Below are 17,157 nucleotides of genomic sequence, written 5' to 3'. Positions count from 1 at the left end.
GAATGTTATGAATGATGAACTGCAGATAATCGATCTTCAGCCCGGCGACGGAAAAGCCGCCGTCAAAGGCGCATTGATCACCACCCAATACACCGGTTGGCTGGAAGACGGTACCGAGTTCGACTCCTCCTGGAGCCGGGGCAAGCCGTTCCAGTGCGTGATCGGCACGGGCCGCGTGATCAAGGGCTGGGACCAAGGGATCATGGGCATGCAGGTCGGCGGCAAACGCAAACTGCTGGTGCCGGCGCATCTGGGTTACGGCGAGCGGACGATGGGCAAGATCCCGCCGAATTCGAATCTGGTGTTTGAGATTGAGTTGCTTGAGGTTTTGACGCGGGAGGATTGAATCCGGCGTGCAGAATTGATGATCGCATTCAGGGATTAGCACATGGACGTGTGGCACATGATTTCTCAGATTGCCGAGTGGTTGGGCGAGAAACACTCGTCGCACGGGCGCTGGTCTTACGGGTATATGGCTGTGCTCAACGCTGCTGTGGGGGTTGGCACTTGGGTTGTGGCCAGGGAACTGATGGCAAAGCGCAAAGTGCTCAAGGATCGTGTGACGACGACGCTTGCGTCTGGAAGCCTTACAGCGACTTCCTTCGCAGAAGAAGACGGGCAACAGGTCAGATTCACCGGCGTTCTGCTGGAGGAAGAGGGGATTTATACCGTGACCCTGACTCGACAAGATGTTCAAGGCTCCGTTGTTTCTTCGAGCGACGGACTGCACTCGCTGGAGGAGGTCGAGGCTTACTTGAGGGGGCATACGCCTTTCATTCTGTCTGACTTTCGGCGGTGATTGCGTCTGCACACAAAACCCGTTGTGATGAGGGAAAACCCTGATCACAACGTCCTGCAAGGGCTTTAAATCAGGTAAATGCCTCAATATCGTCAAGCGTGTCTGCGATCACGCCTTCCAGCGAGGGGAATCTTGTCTTTACCTCCTCCAGCGCTGCAAAGGCAATGTCTTTGTCCAGCTCGCAGTGTCTTCGAGCAACGTGGCCGAGAGCGGTAATGGCAGAGGTGAGAACCGACTCATTGCTGCTGGCGAAATACTTCAGGCAGGTTTGCTGAGCCCAGATTCTGTCTGATTCGTTCAAGCCAATAGAAATCAATCCAGCGACAACATTCCTTTCTACGCCGCTTTCAAGAAGCCTCACTGCTTCATCGTGGTTCACTGTTGGTTCTTGATAGGAAAGACTCAACTATTCCCGAACCCCGATAAAAAGATCTAGTTCAGTTGGTAGGTGTTCATTAAGGACTGACGCAATTTGCCGGACCTGACCTTCATTCAATAACCATTCTCCGGCCTCGCTTTCTTCCAGGCTTTCCCAACCCAGCAACGCTAAAACCGCAGCTTCTGCCTCAGGCTTCACCGTCAGTTCAAACTTCAAAGAGTCGTCCTCTTCATCACCTTTCAAAAAGCCACTTATCCATAAAAACATTAAAAGCCTCCTGTATTACTTCGGGGTAGATCTCTCGGGATCTGCGGGATCTATTTGTTCACCGGTTTCGTGGTTGAATTCACCAAGGTGTTTGCCTTGTTTGTTGTAAAGCTCAATAGCGCCAGTCTTGCTATCCCATTCATATATTCGCCCCTTCCGGTCCTTCCAGCGGCTTCGCTTGCCTCCTCCACCCTGAACGCTGCTTTTTGATTTGACTGGTTGGGCATCCGGGAATGCGGGCAGTGTGCGCGGGGGCCTGTGGTATTTGATATCACCGCCCAGTGCTGGCCTGGAGAGCACAACATACAGAGGCTGCACCCCGGAGTCAGCCGGAAACACAAGGATGAAATCCTCGTACTCCGGCGGATAGATCGGGTTGACGATGATTTTGTCTGCTTGCTCAGTCGGCGGATAAATCCAGATAGTCGGTGTTTGCGGGGCACCTTCCAGCGGTGGGATGCCCGTGGTGCTGGATGGATCGACGGCAGGCGTCCAGGTCAAAGTGGCACCATTGCCAAAGTCAGCCACTTGGCGAGAGCCTTGGGCGGTGAACTGCACAACCGGAATCATTTCCCAGTCAGGACGCTTTTGAGTGTTGTACCCGTACCCTTTGAGACTGCCATCGGGCTGTTGCTCTACCTGTAGTCGAATACGTGTTCGGCCTTCCTTCAGCGATCTGAGCTGTTCTTCGGTATAGAGTGAACTGTCACCAAGATTGGATGGCCACAAAAGTGCAACCATGCCCGCCAAAGCACCTGCGGCAACACCGCCCGTGATTGCGCCCACACTGGATATGGCGCTTGTGCTGGTGCCAATAGAAGCCGAGCCTCCCAAGAGAAGCGTGCCTATAGCAGACGGTAACTTGGCACCACCTATTCTTTTGAGGGTGATATTTCCCGCCGCGTCTAATTCGCGGCCACCGAGCAAGGTGAATGCTCCAAAGTCAGCCAGTCGTTCGACCGGGATAAACCCTGCGGGGCTTTCATGGTTGATGACGCCGTCGGGGAGGTTGCAGCTCTTGGTAAATACACACCCTAGGGCGCTGTGTTGATTCGGTTGTTGAAACTGCCGAAGAAAGCGATCTTCGTAGGCTTGTTGCCTGGCCTGCATCTCGTCGTACTTTTTTTGTCTGGCGTCCTGCTCTGCCAGTTCGGTAGCAGTCATGTAGCGGGTAGTGATGTGGTGCCCGTCGCCTGAGGGGGGATTTTGTATTCGGGGAATATCTGATTTTCGAGCCATGAGCGTCCTTGTTCCAACTTTTAAAGCGTTGGGAACGCTATCTGAATGAGCATTTGAAAGATGTAGGACGGTTCTGAAGCTCAAGCGGTTGTTACAAAATGACGCTCTCGGCAAGATCCGTGGAGCGATTTCTTATGAGTTGTAAACACAAAACCCGCAGCCTCCCTCAACGGAGGCTGCGGGTTTTTTCTTGCCTTGCGCCCCGGGTATTACGCAGCCATTGCCATCTCATCCAGCGTCGCGGCAACCGTACCGGTCAGGCTTGGGAATCTGCGTTTTACGCTGGCGAGTGCCGGCAGCAGGCGGTTGCGGTCCAGTTCGCCATTTTCCCGGGCAATCTGGACGAGGGCGGTGAGGGCGGCGCTGACGATGGATTTCCGTTCGCTCTCGAGCAGTAGCAGACAGGCTTTCTGGGCCCATTGGCTGTCTTTTTCGTTGAGGCCGATGGAGATCAGGGCGGCGACGACGTGTGCATCGGATTTGCTTTCCATGGAGTGTTCCTCAGGTCGTGGCATCGAGAGTGTCCAGCGCCCGGTTCACGGCGAGTTCGCCACACATCACCACTTGGGCGATGCCCAGGACGGTGCTGCGGTAGGGCGGGTCCAGCAGCGCGGCGAAGTCGCTGAGCATCACGCCGGCCGAAGCCATCGATTCGCAGGCGTGGGCCAGCAAGGCATGTTGATCGATGTGGGGTGCGATGAGGAACATGCGGCCGGGGCAGTGCTGTTTCGGGGCGGTGGGTTTCAGGTAATGGTCGAGGGCGCGCTCGGCGGCTTCGTGGAGTTTTTTTGAGTCGGTTGTGGAATAGGGAGAGGTTGGGTCGGATTCGGATGGTAAGTCAGTTTCTGGTGGATTAGGCGTAGGTTTGAACATTTGGGGGTATCCCTTAAATGATGCTGACACCACCTTGCGACTAAACAGTGAGGTGGCAGCTGTACACAGGTTAGTCGACCGGGGAACCCACCAAACCCGGTGCACCCGAGGGTGCCCTGCGCACAGCCGCCATAGAGTGCAGATATGTGAAATATCTGACTGGATGGAGCTTGTGCATGGTTTGTGGTTCCCGAGCGACTAAACCCGTTCACTGACCATTCAGTGATGCGAATCAAGTTACGGGCAGGCCCCAAACCGCACAAGCCGGCGGATTCTGGCGTAGTTGTAGGCAAAGGCGCAAGGCAATGTAGCCTCCCGGATGGGGGCAAAATGATGCGTCATTTTTCAGTCCGCCATCGCGAGCAAGCTCGCTCCCACAGGGGGGCTGCGTAGGCTGAAGTCATCCGTTTATCTCCCAACCCAAAATTGGCCTTGCCCCTTCCGGTCGGAACAGCGACCATGCTCGCCATATAGGGGTAGGGGGTATAAGTATGTCGCACACGCACGAACACAAAGGCGAGTTGCTCAACCGGGTCCGGCGCATTGCCGGGCAGGTTCAGGCGGTTGAGCGGGCGCTGGAGTCCGAGGCTGATTGTGCCAAAACGTTGCACCTGATGGCGGCGATTCGCGGCGCGGTCAATGGTTTGATGGAGCAGTTCATCGAGGCCCACGCCCGCGAGCATGTCGCCCGTCCCGATCTCAGTGATGAAGCCCGCGCCCAAGGCGTGGAAGAGTTGTTGCAAGCCATCCGCCGTTATTCCAAGTGAGCACCGACACCATGAATCTGACGACTCGCTCTGACGACTTTTCCCACGACCACCAGTTCCTCGGCGCGTCCCATGACGACAACGCCCGCCGCACCTTGTGGGTGGTGGCGCTGACGTTCGTGATGATGATCGGCGAAATTGCTGCCGGTTACCTCACCGGTTCCATGGCACTGCTGGCCGACGGTTTCCACATGGCGACCCACGCTGGCGCCTTGGGCATCGCGGCGGCGGCCTATGGCTTTGCCCGGCGCAACGCCAACAACCGACGCTACAGTTTCGGCACCGGCAAGGTCGGCGATCTGGCGGGTTTTGCCTCGGCCATGGTGCTGGGGCTGGTGTCGCTGGGGATTGCCGGGGAGTCGATTTTTCGCCTGTTCGAGCCCACCAGTGTGGCGTTCGGTGAAGCAACCTTGATCGCCGTGGTCGGTCTGGGCGTCAACCTGCTTAGCGCTTTTCTGCTGGCCGGCAATCACGGTCATCATGACCACGGCCATAGCCACGATCATGGCCATCACCACCATCACGACAACAACCTGCGTTCAGCCTACGTGCACGTATTGGCGGACGCATTGACGTCGGTGCTGGCGATTGCCGCGCTGCTTGCCGGTCGCTATCTGGGCTGGGTGTGGATGGACCCGGTGATGGGCATCGTCGGTTCCATCGTCATCGCCAAATGGGCCTGGAACCTGATGCGCGACAGCGCCGCCGTGCTGCTCGACACCACCGATGAACCGGTGGCCGAGGAGATCCGTGAACTGCTGGAAACCTCCGACGACGTGCGCATCAGCGATTTGCACGTCTGGCAGGTGGGGCCGCAGGCGCGGGCGGCGATTGTCAGTGTGGTGGCGGCTGCTGGCGTCACGGCAGAAGCGATTCGCGAGCGACTGGCGCCTGTGCATGAGTTGTCGCACCTGACCATCGAATTGCGCAACGCTTAAGGCTGTATCTCGCTGAACAGCGGGATTCGCCCGTTCAGCGAAGGGCGGTAATGCCAGGCGAACCGCTTCAAGTCGATGTCATGGGCGAGGATTTCACCGACGGTGGCGCTGGCAATGGTCAGCGCCAACCTTTGCCCCGGGCATTGATGCCGGCCGCTGCCGAACGTGAAGCTGCGGCGGTTCGGGCGATCCGGCAGAAACTGATCCGGATTTTCATTCAGCGCCGGGTCGCGATTGGCGGAGGCGAGCAACACCAGAATCACGTCGCCTGCTTCAAAGCGCACGCCGTCGATTTCGCAGGTGTTCGCGACAAAACGCCGGGTGTTCTGCACCGAAGGATCGAACCGCTGCACTTCGGCCAGCAGCGAATCGACTGACACGTCGCGTAATTCCGGCTGACGCTGCAACGCCACCAGCGCATTGCCGATCAGGCCGGCGGTAGCTTCAAAGGTCTGCGAGCAAAGGCCGATAAGGTTGGCGATCAGCACGTCTTCTTCGCCTGAAAAGCGCTGTTGGATGTCGACGAGAAACGTGTTCGGATCTGCCAGTAATTCAATGAAGTAACCGTGCAATTGCTCTGCCGCTCGATGGGCTGCCGCCAGTTGCAGATCATTGCTCAGCGGCGACAGGCACGCTGCAAAATCCGCGGTCAGCTCACTGATCGCCCGCGCTTGACCGGGAGTGAAGCCGAGCAAAGCGGCAACCACGCACACTGGACCGCGAAACATTGCCTTATATAAGCCGTCGGCATCGTTTGTGATCAACCGTGCGGCGACCAGTGCCCTGACTTCTTCGTCATTGATAAACCCCAGCGTCGGCTCAATGGCCGAACGTGGGCAGCGCTGAGCTTCGCCGTCATTCATACGCATCAACTGACCGAACACCTTGCCCGCCATGCCGTCGACGATGGCTTTGGGCACCGGCTCCTGCTCCGGACGCACTCGGCAATCCGGATGCGCCAGCACCGCGCAAACCGCCCGGGCGCTGCTGGCGACCCACAGTTTCAGTCCGTGATGAAAGCTCAGCCCGCCCGCCGCGCGCAGTTCGGCGTAGTAGGAGTAGGGATCGGGGTGAGTCGCAGCGATGATCGGGTCCATGGATCGCAACCTTGTCGGTGGGAAAAGTGTTGCTACTATCTCCAGTCCTTGAGGGCGATGATTCGTCCGGGAGCGAAATATGCACGCAGAACATCAAGACATCGGCGTCTCGCAAGTGGCCGCCGCCATCGCGGAGCCGGCGCGAACCAAAATGTTGTGCTCGCTGATGGACGGCCACGCCCGCACCGCCACGGAGCTGGCGACCATTGCCGACGTCAGCGCCTCGACCGCCAGTGCGCACCTGGCCAAACTCAAGGACCTGGCATTGGTGCGCCTGCACGTGCAGGGCCGCCACCGTTATTACAGCCTCGCCGACAAGCGTGTGGCCCAGGCCCTCGAAGCGCTGATGGTGATTGGCCAGAACCCCGCGCCAACCTTTAAACCGCACACGCCGGATCGCCTGCAATTCGCCCGTACTTGCTACGACCACATGGCCGGCACGCTGGCAGTGCTGCTGCATGACCGGTTGCTGGAGGGTGGTTGGCTGGTGGAGACCGATGAGCAGGCGTACCGCTTGAGCGAGAGTGGAGAAGCGCTGTTCGAAGGTTTGGGGGTTGAGGTCAGGGATCTGTCGACCTTGCGCCGACGCTTTGCCTGCCCGTGCCTGGACTGGAGCATGCGTCGGCCTCATCTGGGTGGATCACTTGGAGCGTCGCTGTTGCAGACCGCGTTGAAGCGCAAATGGGTGACGCAGGATCTGGACAGTCGGGCGCTTACTTTGACGGCGGTGGGGCGTAAGGAGATGGCGGTGCGATTCGGGGTGAAATGGCCCGAAGCGATGCAGCCTGTCCCAGTGCGTAAATCCTCCACCGTGGCGGTTGACGGCCGAGCGCAACAAGCCTGACTGACGAAGGGTCGTTTTACGGCTTGTGGCCCGTGGGCGGACTCTATACTGTATATGCGAACAGTATAAGGTCCGTGCCATGCAACTCATCGACAAGCTCAGTATCCTCGCCGACGCCGCCAAGTACGACGCCTCCTGCGCCAGCAGTGGCGCGCCCAAGCGCAGCTCCGAGGGCAAGAGCGGGCTGGGTTCGACCGACGGCATGGGCATCTGCCACAGCTACACGCCGGACGGGCGCTGTGTGTCGCTGCTCAAGGTTTTGCTGACCAATTTCTGTCTCTACGATTGCCAATACTGCGTCAACCGGCGCTCCAGCGACGTGCCGCGTGCGCGTTTCACGCCAGAGGAAGTGGTCACGCTGACGCTGGATTTCTACCGGCGCAATTGCGTCAGCGGGTTGTTTCTCAGCTCGGGAATCATTCGTTCGGCGGACTACACCATGGAACAACTGGTGCGCGTTGCGAAGCTGTTGCGCGAAGAACATGAATTCCGTGGCTACATCCATCTCAAGACCATCCCCGAAGCCGATCCGGCCCTGATTGAAGAAGCCGGGCGCTATGCCGACCGCTTGAGCGTCAACATCGAATTGCCCACCGATGCCAGCCTGCAGACGCTGGCGCCGGAGAAGCAGATCGGCTCGATCAAGCAAGCCATGAACACCATCTACACCGGCGTGCAGACCGTACTCAACGAACCCCGCGCACCGAAGTTCGCCCCGGCCGGGCAGAGCACGCAAATGATCGTGGGCGCCGATGACACCGACGACAGCACGATTCTGCACAGCGCTCAGGCGTTGTACGGCAACTTCCGCCTGCGCCGGGTCTATTACTCGGCGTTCAGCCCGATTCCCGACAGCCCGAAAAGCGTGCCGCTGGCCGCACCTCCGCTGATGCGTGAGCACCGCTTGTATCAGGCTGATTTCCTGTTGCGCAGTTATGGCTACAGCGCCGGTGAGTTGCTCAACGGGCCGGGCAATCTGGCGCTGGACATTGATCCGAAGCTGGCCTGGGCGTTGCAGAACCGGGAGGTGTTTCCGCTGGACCTCAATCGTGCCGAACCGGCGTTGATCTCGCGCATCCCCGGCATCGGCTTGCGTACCACCGAGCGATTGGTGGCGCTGCGCCAACAACGGCGCATCCGCTACGAGGACGTGGCACGCATGCGCTGTGTGCTGGCCAAGGCCAAGCCATTCATCATCACCAGCGATTACCACCCGCAACAGGCCGAGGTCACCAGTCAGATGCTCTATCAGCAACTGCGCGACCGGCCGATGCCACAACAGATGGGGTTGTGGGGATGATCAACCTCGATTGCGACGATCTGTTCGACACCTGGCGCCAGCAGGCGCGCTGGCTGCTCAGCCATGAAATCGATCCGAGTCTGGTGAGCTGGGCGTCGGAAGGCGTGAGTGATCTGTTTGCCAGTGACGTGTCGGTGCCTGAAGGGCAGGGACCCTTTCAGGCGCGGATTCCGCGTGCGTTGCTCGACACCCTGGAACAATCGTCGCGATATCGTGGCGATCAACGCTGGAGCCTTTTGTATGAAGTGCTGTGGCGAGTCAGCCACGGTGATCGCACGGCAATGATGGCCGGCGACAAACTCGGCAGCGAGTTGCAGCGGCGGATCAAACAAGTGCAGCGCGAAGCCCATCATTTGCATGCATTCGTGCGTTTCATCGAGCGCCCAACAGAGTTGCCCGGCCCGCAATATGTGGCGTGGCACGAGCCGGCCCACGACATCCTGCACAGCGCCAGCGAACACTTCATCGGACGCATGGGGCGCCATCGTTGGCTGATCGCGACGCCGCGCGACGGGGTTTACTACGATGGAGAACAGTTGATTCATCATCGCCAGTGTCCGGTGGAATGGCAGCAACTGGCGCAGAACCTTGATGATCCGCAGGGTGAGTTGTGGCTGGCTTACTACAGCCATATCTTCAACCCGGCGCGGTTGAACGAGAAGGTCATGCAGGGGCATTTGCCCATGCGCTTCTGGAAGAATCTGCCGGAGGGCGAATTGATCCCCGGATTGATTACCCAGGCGCGCATGGGGAAGCAGCAGAACGGGCAGGCGAGCGGGATTGCCGGTCGTGGGGGCAAGCGGATTGCCATGAAGGCCAGCGAGCGAGGCGAATAAAAAGCCCCCATCGATCACTCGATGGGGGCTTTTGTACATCTGGCCGTCAGATCAAACCTTGACGATCCAGCCTGCTGGCGCTTCGACGTCGCCGGTTTGCACGCCGGTCAGCTCTTTGTAGAGCTTCTGGGTCACAGGGCCGACTTCGGTTTCGCTGTGGAACACGTGCAGGTGGTCGTTGTAGCTGATGCCGCCGATCGGGGTGATCACCGCAGCGGTACCGCAAGCACCGGCTTCCTTGAAGTCCGACAGCTTGTCGATGAACACGTCGCCTTCGACCACTTCCATGCCCAGACGGGACTTGGCCAGTTCGATCAGGGACAGACGGGTGATGCCCGGCAGTACCGACGGCGAGTTCGGGGTCACGAACTTGTTGTCGTGGGTGATCCCGAAGAAGTTGGCCGAACCGACTTCCTCGATCTTCTTGTGGGTCAGCGGATCCAGGTAGATGGCGTCAGCGAAGTGCGCTTTCTTGGCCTGGGAGCCCGGCATCAGGCTGGCAGCGTAGTTACCACCGACCTTGGCGGCACCGGTGCCTTGTGGCGCGGCGCGGTCGAAGCTGGAGATCTGGAAGTTGTGCGGGGTCAGGCCACCCTTGAAGTAGGCGCCGACCGGGATCGCGAACACCGAGAAGATGAACTCCGGTGCGGTACGCACGCCGATGTTGTCACCCACGCCGATCACGAACGGACGCAGGTACAGCGCGCCGCCGGTGCCGTAAGGCGGGATGAAGCGCTCGTTGGCGCGAACCACGTCCTTGCACGCTTCGATGAATTGCTCGGTGGACACATGCGGCATCAGCAGGCGGGCGCAGCTGCGTTGCATGCGCGCGGCGTTCTGGTCCGGACGGAACAGGTTGATCGAGCCGTCCTTGCAACGATAGGCCTTCAGGCCTTCGAAGCATTGCTGGCCATAGTGAAGGGCAGTAGAGCCTTCGCTGATGTGCAGCACGTTGTCTTCGGTCAGGGTGCCTTTGTCCCACTCGCCATTGCGAAAGTACGACAGATAGCGTTTATCGGTCTTGATGTAATCAAAACCCAGCTTGTCCCAATTGATGCTTTCGTTACCCATGACACCCTCTATCACTTAACAACCGTCGAAACGGTTCAAGGCTTCTGACGTTTTTTTGGATGGGCACAACAATACTTCATTCTTGAGCGGTTTCGCAGCCCGGGCGATGGGGGGAGCAGCAGATTTATTAGCCTGCTTATGAAAAAACTCCCCCTCTTCTGGCTTTTACAGGTGCAACGCATGCCCAAGGGCACGCAACGCCGCTTCCTGCACCGCTTCGCCCAGCGTCGGGTGCGCGTGGATGGTGCCGCCGATGTCTTCCAGTCTCGCACCCATTTCCAGGCTTTGCGCGAACGCGGTCGACAGCTCCGACACCCCGACACCCACCGCCTGCCAGCCGACAATCACATGATTGTCCCGACGGGCGACCACTCGCACGAAGCCGGTTTTAGATTCCAGGGTCATCGCCCGGCCATTGGCCGCGAACGGGAAGTTCGACACGATGCAGTCCAGTCCCGCAGCCTTGGCTTCGTCCGGCGTCTTGCCGACGACCACCAGTTCCGGGTCGGTGAAGCACACGGCGGCGATGGCAGTTGGGTTGAATTCGCGGGTCTTGCCGCTGATCAGCTCGGCAACCATCTCGCCCTGGGCCATGGCGCGGTGGGCCAGCATCGGCTCGCCGCTCAGGTCGCCAATGGCGTAGACGTTGCGCATGCTGGTCTGGCAGCGGCTGTCGATCTTGATTGCCGAGCCGTTCATGTCCAGATTCAGCGCTTCAAGGTTCCAGCCTTGGGTATTGGGTTTGCGACCGACAGCCACCAGTACCTGATCGGTTTCCAGGTTCAGGGTGTCCCCGTTCGGATCGCGCACCTGCAACGTGCCGTCGAAGCCCAGCACGCTGTGCTTGAGGTATAGCTTCACGCCCAGTTGCTTCAGCGCTTCGTGCACCGGTTGGGTCAGTTCGGCGTCGTAGGCCGGCAGGATGCGATCCTGCGCCTCGACCACACTGACCTCGGCGCCGAGCTTGCGATAGGCAATGCCCAGCTCCAGACCGATGTAACCACCCCCGACCACGATCAGGCGCTTTGGCACTGACTTTGGCGCCAGTGCTTCGGTCGACGAAATGATCGGCCCGCCAATCGGCAGCATCGGCAGGTTGACGCTTTTCGAGCCGGTGGCCAGCACCAGATGCTCGCACTGGATGCGGGTGTCGCCGACTTCCACAGTCTTGCCGTCGATGACCTTGGCCCAGCCGTTGATGACCTGGACCTTGTTCTTCTTCAACAACGCGGCGACGCCAGTGGTCAGGCGATCGACGATGCCGTCCTTCCACTCGACGCTCTTGGTGATGTCGAGTGTCGGCGCAGAAACGCTGATGCCCAGTGCCGAATGCTGATTGTGATGTTGAGTCTGGTGAAACTGTTCGGCCACATGAATCAGCGCTTTCGACGGAATGCAGCCGATGTTCAGGCAGGTGCCGCCCAGCGATTCACCCTCGACCAGAATGGTCGAAATGCCCAGCTGCCCGGCACGAATCGCCGTCACGTAACCGCCAGGGCCGCCGCCGATGATCAGCAGCGTGGTGTTCAGAGTTTGCATGCCATCACTCCACAAACAGGGTCGCGGGTTGTTCGAGCAGGCCACGAATGGCCTGGATGAAGAGCGCCGCGTCCATGCCATCGACCACGCGGTGATCGAAGGAGCTGGAGAGGTTCATCATCTTGCGGATCACCACCTGGCCTTTGACGACCATCGGGCGTTCGACGATTTTGTTGACGCCGACGATGGCCACTTCCGGCAGGTTCAGCACCGGGGTGCTGACGATGCCGCCAAGGGCGCCGAGGCTGGTCAGAGTGATGGTCGAGCCGGACAGTTCATCGCGGCTGGCCTTGCCATTGCGGGCGGCGGTGGCGAGGCGGGAGATTTCCGCCGCGCTGTCCCACAGGCTGCGCGCCTCGGCGTGACGCACCACCGGCACCATCAGGCCGACGTCGCTTTGGGTGGCGACGCCGACATGCACCGCGCCGAGGCGGGTGATGACCTGGGCTTCGTCGTCGTAGCGGGCATTCATCTGCGGGAAGTCGCGCAGGGCGACGACCAGCGCACGTACCAGGAACGGCAGCAAGGTCAACTTGCCACGGCTGGCGCCGTGTTTTTCGTTCAGGTGGGCGCGCAGCTCTTCGATCGCGGTGACGTCGATTTCCTCGACATAACTGAAGTGCGCGGCACGTTGAGTCGCGTCCTGCATGCGCTGGGCAATCTTGCGGCGCATGCCGATAACCTGAATCTGTTCTTCGTCGTTACGCTGGGCGTAAGCGGCGGCTGCCGGCGCCGAAGCGTTCGACTGACCTTGCGCCAGGTAGGCGTCGAGGTCTTCGTGCAACACGCGACCGGCCGGGCCGGAACCGCGCACCAGACGCAATTGAATGCCCAGATCCAACGCATGTTTGCGCACGGCCGGCGAGGCCAGCGGACGCTCATTGGCTTCGCGGGCAACCATTGGGCCCTGGCAAACCGGAGCCGTACGGGGCGCGGCGGGTTTGCTTTCAACGACAGCTTCAACTTTTGGTGCGACAGGTGTTTCTTTTGCCGCAACAGGCGCCGGTTTGTCGGACTCCTTCAGATTGCCTGCGCCTTCGACTTCGATGCTGATCAGCACACTGCCGACCGCCATGACTTCGCCCGGCTGACCGCCGAGTGCAATCACCTTGCCGTGGACCGGCGACGGAATGTCGACCATCGCCTTGTCGGTCATCACATCCGCCAGCACCTGATCTTCAACGACCAGATCGCCGACCTTGACGTGCCACTGCGACAGTTCTACTTCTGCGATGCCTTCGCCGATGTCCGGCATCTTGATAACGTGCGTGCCCATTCAGACCTCCATGACCCGTTTCAGCGCCGCGCCCACTCGGGACGGCCCAGGGAAATACGCCCACTCTTGCGCGTGCGGGTAGGGGGTGTCCCAACCGGTGACGCGTTCGATCGGCGCTTCCAGGTGGTGGAAGCAATGCTCTTGCACCAGCGACACCAGCTCGGCGCCGAAACCGCAGGTGCGGGTGGCTTCGTGAACCACCACGCAACGGCCGGTTTTCTTCACGGATTTGACGATGGTTTCCAGGTCCAGCGGCCACAGGCTGCGCAGGTCAATGACTTCAGCGTCCACACCTGATTCTTCGGCGGCGACTTGCGACACGTACACGGTGGTGCCGTAGGTCAGCACGGTCACGTCCTTGCCCGGACGAGTGATCGCGGCAACGTCCAGCGGCACGGTGTAATAACCGTCCGGCACTTGTGCGGCGGGGTGTTTCGACCACGGGGTCACCGGGCGGTCGTGGTGGCCGTCGAACGGGCCGTTGTACAGGCGTTTTGGCTCAAGGAAGATCACCGGGTCATCGTTTTCGATGGAGGCGATCAGCAGGCCTTTGGCGTCATACGGGTTGGAGGGCATGACAGTGCGCAGGCCGCAGACCTGAGTGAACATCGCCTCGATGCTCTGGCTGTGGGTCTGGCCGCCGTAGATGCCGCCGCCGCAAGGCATGCGCAGGGTCATCGGGGCGGTGAACTCACCGGCCGAGCGATAACGCAGACGCGCGGCTTCGGAAATGATCTGGTCGGACGCTGGATACACGTAGTCGGCGAACTGGATCTCGGCGACCGGACGCAAGCCGTAGGCGCCCATGCCCACGGCGACACCGACGATGCCGCTTTCGGAGATCGGCGCGTCGAACACCCGCGAGGTGCCGTACTTGGTCTGCAGGCCTTCGGTGCAGCGGAACACGCCGCCGAAGTAGCCGACGTCCTGGCCGAACACCACAACGTTGTCGTCACGCTCAAGCATCACATCCATGGCCGAGCGCAGGGCCTGGATCATGGTCATGGTGGTCGTGGTCATGGCGGTTTCCAACTGAATATTGTTGTTGTGATCGTTCATGTCAGATCCCCAACTGCTGACGCTGGCGCTTCAAGTGCTCCGGCATCTCTTTGTAGACGTCTTCGAACATGGTCGCGGCGCTTGGAATCTGGCCGCCGGCGAGGGTGCCGTACTGTTCGGCCTGTTTCTGCGCGGCGATCACTTCGGCTTCGAGCTCGGCGCTGACGGCGGCGTGCTCTTCTTCCGACCAGTGGCCTACCTTGATCAGGTGCTGTTTCAGGCGGGCGATCGGGTCGCCCAGCGGGAAGTGGCTCCAGTCGTCGGCAGGACGGTATTTGGACGGATCGTCAGAAGTCGAGTGCGGGCCGGCGCGGTAGGTGACCCACTCGATCATGGTCGGGCCGAGGCCGCGGCGGGCGCGTTCGGCAGCCCAGGCGGAGGCGGCATAGACCGCGTAGAAATCGTTGCCGTCAACGCGCAGCGAGGCGATGCCGCAACCGACGCCGCGTCCGGCGAAGGTGGTGGCTTCACCACCGGCGATGGCCTGGAAGGTCGAGATCGCCCACTGGTTGTTGACCACGTTGAGGATCACCGGCGCACGGTAAACGTGAGCGAAGGTGAGGGCGGTGTGGAAGTCCGATTCGGCGGTAGCGCCGTCACCGATCCAGGCCGAGGCGATTTTGGTGTCGCCCTTGATCGCCGAGGCCATGCCCCAGCCCACGCCTTGAATGAACTGGGTGGCGAGGTTGCCGGAAATGGTGAAGAAACCGGCGTCCTTGACCGAGTACATGATCGGCAGCTGACGCCCCTTGAGCGGATCGCGCTCGTTGGACAGCAACTGGCAGATCAGGTCGACCAGCGGTACGTCGCGGGCCATCAGGATGCTTTGCTGGCGGTAGGTCGGGAAGCACATGTCGTCGATGTTCAAGGCCAGGGCCTGGGCGCTGCCGATGGCTTCTTCGCCAAGGCTCTGCATGTAGAACGACATTTTTTTCTGACGCTGGGCGACCACCATACGGTTGTCGTAAATCCGCGTCTTGAGCATGGCGCGCATGCCTTTGCGCAGGATCTCGACCGGCACGTTTTCGGCCCATGGGCCGAGGGCGTTGCCCTGGTCGTCGAGCACACGGATCAGGCCACGGGCCAGGTCGGCGGTGTCGGCGGGCTCAACATCGATGGAAGGTTTGCGCACCGTGCCGGCATCGGTCAGATGCAGGTAGGAGAAATCGGTTTTGCAGCCTGGGCGGCCCGAGGGTTCAGGGACGTGCAGACGCAGCGGTTCATACGCTTGGGTCATGGCTTCTACGCTCGATCTTGTGAATTTCTTGTAGTGAGCTGGCAGTCATTCTTCGATAAAAGAAATCTTGTCCTACAACAATCATAGGCCCGGGCAAGAAGAATATTTCTCTCTGTTTCGTTGCGCTGGAGATCATTTGCAGATAGAAATTCTGCATAAACATAAAAAACAGGTGGTTTTGTCTCATGCGTAAACTGGACCGTACCGACATCGGCATTCTCAACAGCCTTCAAGAGAACGCGCGCATCACCAACGCCGACCTTGCCCGTTCGGTCAATCTGTCACCGACGCCGTGCTTCAACCGGGTCAAGGCGATGGAAGAGCTGGGGTTGATCCGGGAGCAAGTGACCCTGCTGGATGCCGATCTGCTGGGGCTGCATGTGAACGTGTTCATTCACGTCAGCCTTGAGAAGCAGGTGGAAGAGGCCTTGCAGCATTTCGAAGAGGCGATTTCCGACCGCCCGGAAGTCATGGAGTGCTACCTCATGGCCGGCGACCCGGACTATCTGATCCGGGTGCTGGTGCCGACCATTCAGTCCCTTGAGCGCTTCATGATGGACTTTCTGACCAAAGTCCCCGGTGTGGCGAATATCCGGTCAAGTTTTGCGCTCAAGCAGGTGCGCTACAAGACGGCGTTACCGCTGCCGGCGAACGGGTTGACGCTGGGTAACTGAGTTCGGCACAGCTCACAGGTATTCATATCGATAACCCATTTCTGTCGTGTAAAGCGTCTGCGCAACCGTAAAGGTCTGGGCCCAGGGGGCGAGTTCGTTGTTCGGGTGAAAGACCAGTGTCGAAGCACCCAGCTCATCAGAGGTGAAGGACGGAACATTCGGATGCAGGTGTCTCCAGCGCTCCCAAAGTAGATCCAGATAGCAGTGGTGCAGGAAGAATATCGGGTCGTTTGGGGAGGAGGCTTCCATCATGTTGCCCCCTATCCAGGCATGTACGGGATTGTGCAATTCGCGTTCTGAAAGGTTTTCCCAGCCACCCGGCTCCATCCAGTAGGGGGTTGTGTTCTGGACCGAGATGACGGCTTCCGGTGTCGGCAAAGCACCGACCGCTCCCAGATTGCGGCGCAAGCCTGCATTACCGGCTCCCTCGTCCCATACAGAGACAATGAATTGCGACTGGGTATTGGAGAAAGGTCCGGTCGTTACCAGCTGGTTCTGGGTGTTGTCGCCATTGCCACCCATGAAGTTAGAGGTGAACGGGTTGTCGGCACCGCCGAGTTGCCAGTTCCAATAGGGTAAGGTGATGTCGGTATTTCCGGCGGCAGTCTGAAGAGCCAGTTCGAACTGACGAATCAGCACCCGGTGCCACGGATAGAACAGAGGGCTCTGGTGTGGATTGGGGACGAGCGGATTGCCACGCCCCATTGAATTCTTGTGTATCTGGACAAAGTCGTCGTAGCGGCTCTGCTGGCCAGGACGCAGCACGCTGTTGACGTTGTTTTTCAGTCTTAGAACCGCTTCGATGAAAGCGGACTTCTGTTGCGGCGACATGTCACGGTGGTTTCGGCGAATATCCATATTGCACAGACTCCATGGGTTGATTGCCCAATGAAGTCTGCCAGTTGGCCGGAATTATTCCAGTTCACCGCTATCGACGCGCGGTGTGGGAAAAGCTTTAAACA

The 17,157-nt window shown here is 59.7% G+C and carries 20 protein-coding genes; 8 read left to right on the top strand and 12 right to left on the bottom strand.

The window, feature by feature from the left end; all coding sequences use genetic code 11:
* The first annotated feature begins 7 nt into the window (after positions 1-7).
* Together ACW9HX_RS12065 and ACW9HX_RS12060 are read left to right on the top strand one after the other, a co-directional pair.
* Entirely contained in the window at positions 8-346 is a 339-nt protein-coding gene (locus ACW9HX_RS12065) for an FKBP-type peptidyl-prolyl cis-trans isomerase (protein ID WP_007952931.1), read from the top strand.
* Between the two features lie 42 nt (positions 347-388).
* Positions 389-799, top strand: coding sequence for a hypothetical protein (locus ACW9HX_RS12060; RefSeq protein ID WP_085746050.1), 411 nt, complete (start codon positions 389-391; stop codon positions 797-799).
* Positions 800-869: 70 nt separating this feature from the next.
* Here the strand turns inward: ACW9HX_RS12060 and ACW9HX_RS12055 are convergent, their stop codons facing one another.
* The 5 genes from ACW9HX_RS12055 to ACW9HX_RS12035 all read right to left on the bottom strand — a co-directional run bounded on the left by ACW9HX_RS12055 (position 870) and on the right by ACW9HX_RS12035 (position 3,557).
* The gene (locus tag ACW9HX_RS12055) at positions 870-1,178 is read right to left on the bottom strand and encodes a hypothetical protein (protein ID WP_285358414.1); all 309 of its coding nucleotides are present in this window, start codon (positions 1,176-1,178) and stop codon (positions 870-872) included.
* A gap of 27 nt (positions 1,179-1,205) precedes the next feature.
* Complete coding sequence (locus tag ACW9HX_RS12050; RefSeq protein WP_236177626.1) at positions 1,206-1,445, bottom strand: pyocin S6 family toxin immunity protein; 240 nt, start codon at positions 1,443-1,445, stop codon at positions 1,206-1,208.
* Positions 1,446-1,460: 15 nt separating this feature from the next.
* On the bottom strand, positions 1,461-2,684 hold the full coding sequence (locus ACW9HX_RS12045) for a colicin E3/pyocin S6 family cytotoxin (RefSeq protein ID WP_457380781.1): 1,224 nt from the start codon (positions 2,682-2,684) through the stop codon (positions 1,461-1,463).
* Between the two features lie 209 nt (positions 2,685-2,893).
* Positions 2,894-3,175 carry a hypothetical protein gene (locus tag ACW9HX_RS12040; protein WP_457380780.1) on the bottom strand — a complete coding sequence of 94 codons (282 nt, stop codon included), beginning with the start codon at positions 3,173-3,175 and terminating at the stop codon, positions 2,894-2,896.
* 10 nt (positions 3,176-3,185) lie between these two features.
* Positions 3,186-3,557, bottom strand: a complete 372-nt coding sequence (locus ACW9HX_RS12035; RefSeq protein WP_457380779.1) for a DUF6124 family protein — start codon at positions 3,555-3,557, stop codon at positions 3,186-3,188.
* Between the two features lie 491 nt (positions 3,558-4,048).
* Between ACW9HX_RS12035 and ACW9HX_RS12030 the strand changes: the two genes are divergently transcribed.
* Both ACW9HX_RS12030 and dmeF read left to right on the top strand, forming a co-directional pair.
* Positions 4,049-4,324 carry a metal/formaldehyde-sensitive transcriptional repressor gene (locus tag ACW9HX_RS12030; RefSeq protein ID WP_115078395.1) on the top strand — a complete coding sequence of 92 codons (276 nt, stop codon included), beginning with the start codon at positions 4,049-4,051 and terminating at the stop codon, positions 4,322-4,324.
* Positions 4,325-4,335: 11 nt separating this feature from the next.
* On the top strand, positions 4,336-5,262 hold the full coding sequence (gene dmeF, locus ACW9HX_RS12025; RefSeq protein ID WP_457380778.1) for a CDF family Co(II)/Ni(II) efflux transporter DmeF: 927 nt from the start codon (positions 4,336-4,338) through the stop codon (positions 5,260-5,262).
* Here the strand turns inward: dmeF and ACW9HX_RS12020 are convergent.
* Positions 5,259-6,359, bottom strand: a complete 1,101-nt coding sequence (locus ACW9HX_RS12020) for a cytochrome P450 (RefSeq protein ID WP_457380777.1) — start codon at positions 6,357-6,359, stop codon at positions 5,259-5,261. The genes dmeF and ACW9HX_RS12020 overlap by 4 nt on opposite strands.
* 79 nt (positions 6,360-6,438) lie before the next feature.
* On the opposite strand from ACW9HX_RS12020, the gene ACW9HX_RS12015 reads away from it, so the two are divergent.
* The 3 genes from ACW9HX_RS12015 to ACW9HX_RS12005 all read left to right on the top strand — a co-directional run bounded on the left by ACW9HX_RS12015 (position 6,439) and on the right by ACW9HX_RS12005 (position 9,339).
* Complete coding sequence (locus ACW9HX_RS12015) at positions 6,439-7,203, top strand: ArsR/SmtB family transcription factor (protein ID WP_457380776.1); 765 nt, start codon at positions 6,439-6,441, stop codon at positions 7,201-7,203.
* Between the two features lie 79 nt (positions 7,204-7,282).
* The gene (locus ACW9HX_RS12010) at positions 7,283-8,503 is read left to right on the top strand and encodes a putative DNA modification/repair radical SAM protein (protein ID WP_457380775.1); all 1,221 of its coding nucleotides are present in this window, start codon (positions 7,283-7,285) and stop codon (positions 8,501-8,503) included.
* Positions 8,500-9,339, top strand: a complete 840-nt coding sequence (locus ACW9HX_RS12005) for a TIGR03915 family putative DNA repair protein (protein ID WP_457380774.1) — start codon at positions 8,500-8,502, stop codon at positions 9,337-9,339. Before ACW9HX_RS12010 ends, ACW9HX_RS12005 begins: the two co-directional genes overlap by 4 nt.
* A gap of 51 nt (positions 9,340-9,390) precedes the next feature.
* Here ACW9HX_RS12005 and ACW9HX_RS12000 read toward each other — a convergent pair whose 3' ends face one another.
* From ACW9HX_RS12000 to ACW9HX_RS11980, 5 genes are all read right to left on the bottom strand, one after another.
* Entirely contained in the window at positions 9,391-10,410 is a 1,020-nt protein-coding gene (locus tag ACW9HX_RS12000) for a branched-chain amino acid aminotransferase (protein ID WP_457380773.1), read from the bottom strand.
* Positions 10,411-10,575: 165 nt separating this feature from the next.
* On the bottom strand, positions 10,576-11,949 hold the full coding sequence (gene lpdA / locus ACW9HX_RS11995) for a dihydrolipoyl dehydrogenase (RefSeq protein ID WP_457380772.1): 1,374 nt from the start codon (positions 11,947-11,949) through the stop codon (positions 10,576-10,578).
* 4 nt (positions 11,950-11,953) lie between these two features.
* Complete coding sequence (locus ACW9HX_RS11990; RefSeq protein WP_457380771.1) at positions 11,954-13,225, bottom strand: dihydrolipoamide acetyltransferase family protein; 1,272 nt, start codon at positions 13,223-13,225, stop codon at positions 11,954-11,956.
* Positions 13,226-14,284, bottom strand: a complete 1,059-nt coding sequence (locus tag ACW9HX_RS11985; RefSeq protein WP_007952909.1) for an alpha-ketoacid dehydrogenase subunit beta — start codon at positions 14,282-14,284, stop codon at positions 13,226-13,228.
* Position 14,285: 1 nt separating this feature from the next.
* Positions 14,286-15,521, bottom strand: coding sequence for a 3-methyl-2-oxobutanoate dehydrogenase (2-methylpropanoyl-transferring) subunit alpha (locus ACW9HX_RS11980; RefSeq protein WP_007965287.1), 1,236 nt, complete (start codon positions 15,519-15,521; stop codon positions 14,286-14,288).
* Positions 15,522-15,706: 185 nt separating this feature from the next.
* Here ACW9HX_RS11980 and bkdR point away from each other — a divergent pair, with 185 nt between their 5' ends.
* Entirely contained in the window at positions 15,707-16,195 is a 489-nt protein-coding gene (bkdR, locus tag ACW9HX_RS11975) for a Bkd operon transcriptional regulator BkdR (protein ID WP_007915088.1), read from the top strand.
* A 12-nt stretch (positions 16,196-16,207) separates the two neighbouring features.
* Here bkdR and ACW9HX_RS11970 read toward each other — a convergent pair whose 3' ends face one another.
* Positions 16,208-17,053 (bottom strand): tyrosinase family protein, encoded by an 846-nt coding sequence (locus tag ACW9HX_RS11970; RefSeq protein WP_457380770.1) that lies wholly within the window; start codon positions 17,051-17,053, stop codon positions 16,208-16,210.
* Between the last annotated feature and the right edge of the window lie 104 nt (positions 17,054-17,157).

This window comes from Pseudomonas sp. SDO52101_S400 (assembly GCF_054071635.1).
This window is presented reverse-complemented; position numbering and strand designations above follow the sequence as displayed.

Excerpts from the sequence above, each read along its gene's own strand:
- ACW9HX_RS12035 (WP_457380779.1), bottom strand. The coding sequence starts at position 3,557 with ATGTTCAAACCTACGCCTAATCCACCAGAAACTGACTTACCATCCGAA.
- ACW9HX_RS11980 (WP_007965287.1), bottom strand. The coding sequence starts at position 15,521 with ATGACCCAAGCGTATGAACCGCTGCGTCTGCACGTCCCTGAACCCTCG.
- ACW9HX_RS12000 (WP_457380773.1), bottom strand. The coding sequence starts at position 10,410 with ATGGGTAACGAAAGCATCAATTGGGACAAGCTGGGTTTTGATTACATC.
- ACW9HX_RS12040 (WP_457380780.1), bottom strand. The coding sequence starts at position 3,175 with ATGGAAAGCAAATCCGATGCACACGTCGTCGCCGCCCTGATCTCCATC.
- ACW9HX_RS12005 (WP_457380774.1), top strand. The coding sequence starts at position 8,500 with ATGATCAACCTCGATTGCGACGATCTGTTCGACACCTGGCGCCAGCAG.
- ACW9HX_RS12060 (WP_085746050.1), top strand. The coding sequence starts at position 389 with ATGGACGTGTGGCACATGATTTCTCAGATTGCCGAGTGGTTGGGCGAG.
- ACW9HX_RS11990 (WP_457380771.1), bottom strand. The coding sequence starts at position 13,225 with ATGGGCACGCACGTTATCAAGATGCCGGACATCGGCGAAGGCATCGCA.
- dmeF (WP_457380778.1), top strand. The coding sequence starts at position 4,336 with ATGAATCTGACGACTCGCTCTGACGACTTTTCCCACGACCACCAGTTC.
- lpdA (WP_457380772.1), bottom strand. The coding sequence starts at position 11,949 with ATGCAAACTCTGAACACCACGCTGCTGATCATCGGCGGCGGCCCTGGC.
- ACW9HX_RS12065 (WP_007952931.1), top strand. The coding sequence starts at position 8 with ATGAATGATGAACTGCAGATAATCGATCTTCAGCCCGGCGACGGAAAA.
- ACW9HX_RS12050 (WP_236177626.1), bottom strand. The coding sequence starts at position 1,445 with ATGTTTTTATGGATAAGTGGCTTTTTGAAAGGTGATGAAGAGGACGAC.
- ACW9HX_RS12045 (WP_457380781.1), bottom strand. The coding sequence starts at position 2,684 with ATGGCTCGAAAATCAGATATTCCCCGAATACAAAATCCCCCCTCAGGC.
- ACW9HX_RS11985 (WP_007952909.1), bottom strand. The coding sequence starts at position 14,284 with ATGAACGATCACAACAACAATATTCAGTTGGAAACCGCCATGACCACG.
- ACW9HX_RS12010 (WP_457380775.1), top strand. The coding sequence starts at position 7,283 with ATGCAACTCATCGACAAGCTCAGTATCCTCGCCGACGCCGCCAAGTAC.
- ACW9HX_RS11970 (WP_457380770.1), bottom strand. The coding sequence starts at position 17,053 with ATGGATATTCGCCGAAACCACCGTGACATGTCGCCGCAACAGAAGTCC.
- ACW9HX_RS12015 (WP_457380776.1), top strand. The coding sequence starts at position 6,439 with ATGCACGCAGAACATCAAGACATCGGCGTCTCGCAAGTGGCCGCCGCC.
- ACW9HX_RS12020 (WP_457380777.1), bottom strand. The coding sequence starts at position 6,359 with ATGGACCCGATCATCGCTGCGACTCACCCCGATCCCTACTCCTACTAC.
- bkdR (WP_007915088.1), top strand. The coding sequence starts at position 15,707 with ATGCGTAAACTGGACCGTACCGACATCGGCATTCTCAACAGCCTTCAA.
- ACW9HX_RS12030 (WP_115078395.1), top strand. The coding sequence starts at position 4,049 with ATGTCGCACACGCACGAACACAAAGGCGAGTTGCTCAACCGGGTCCGG.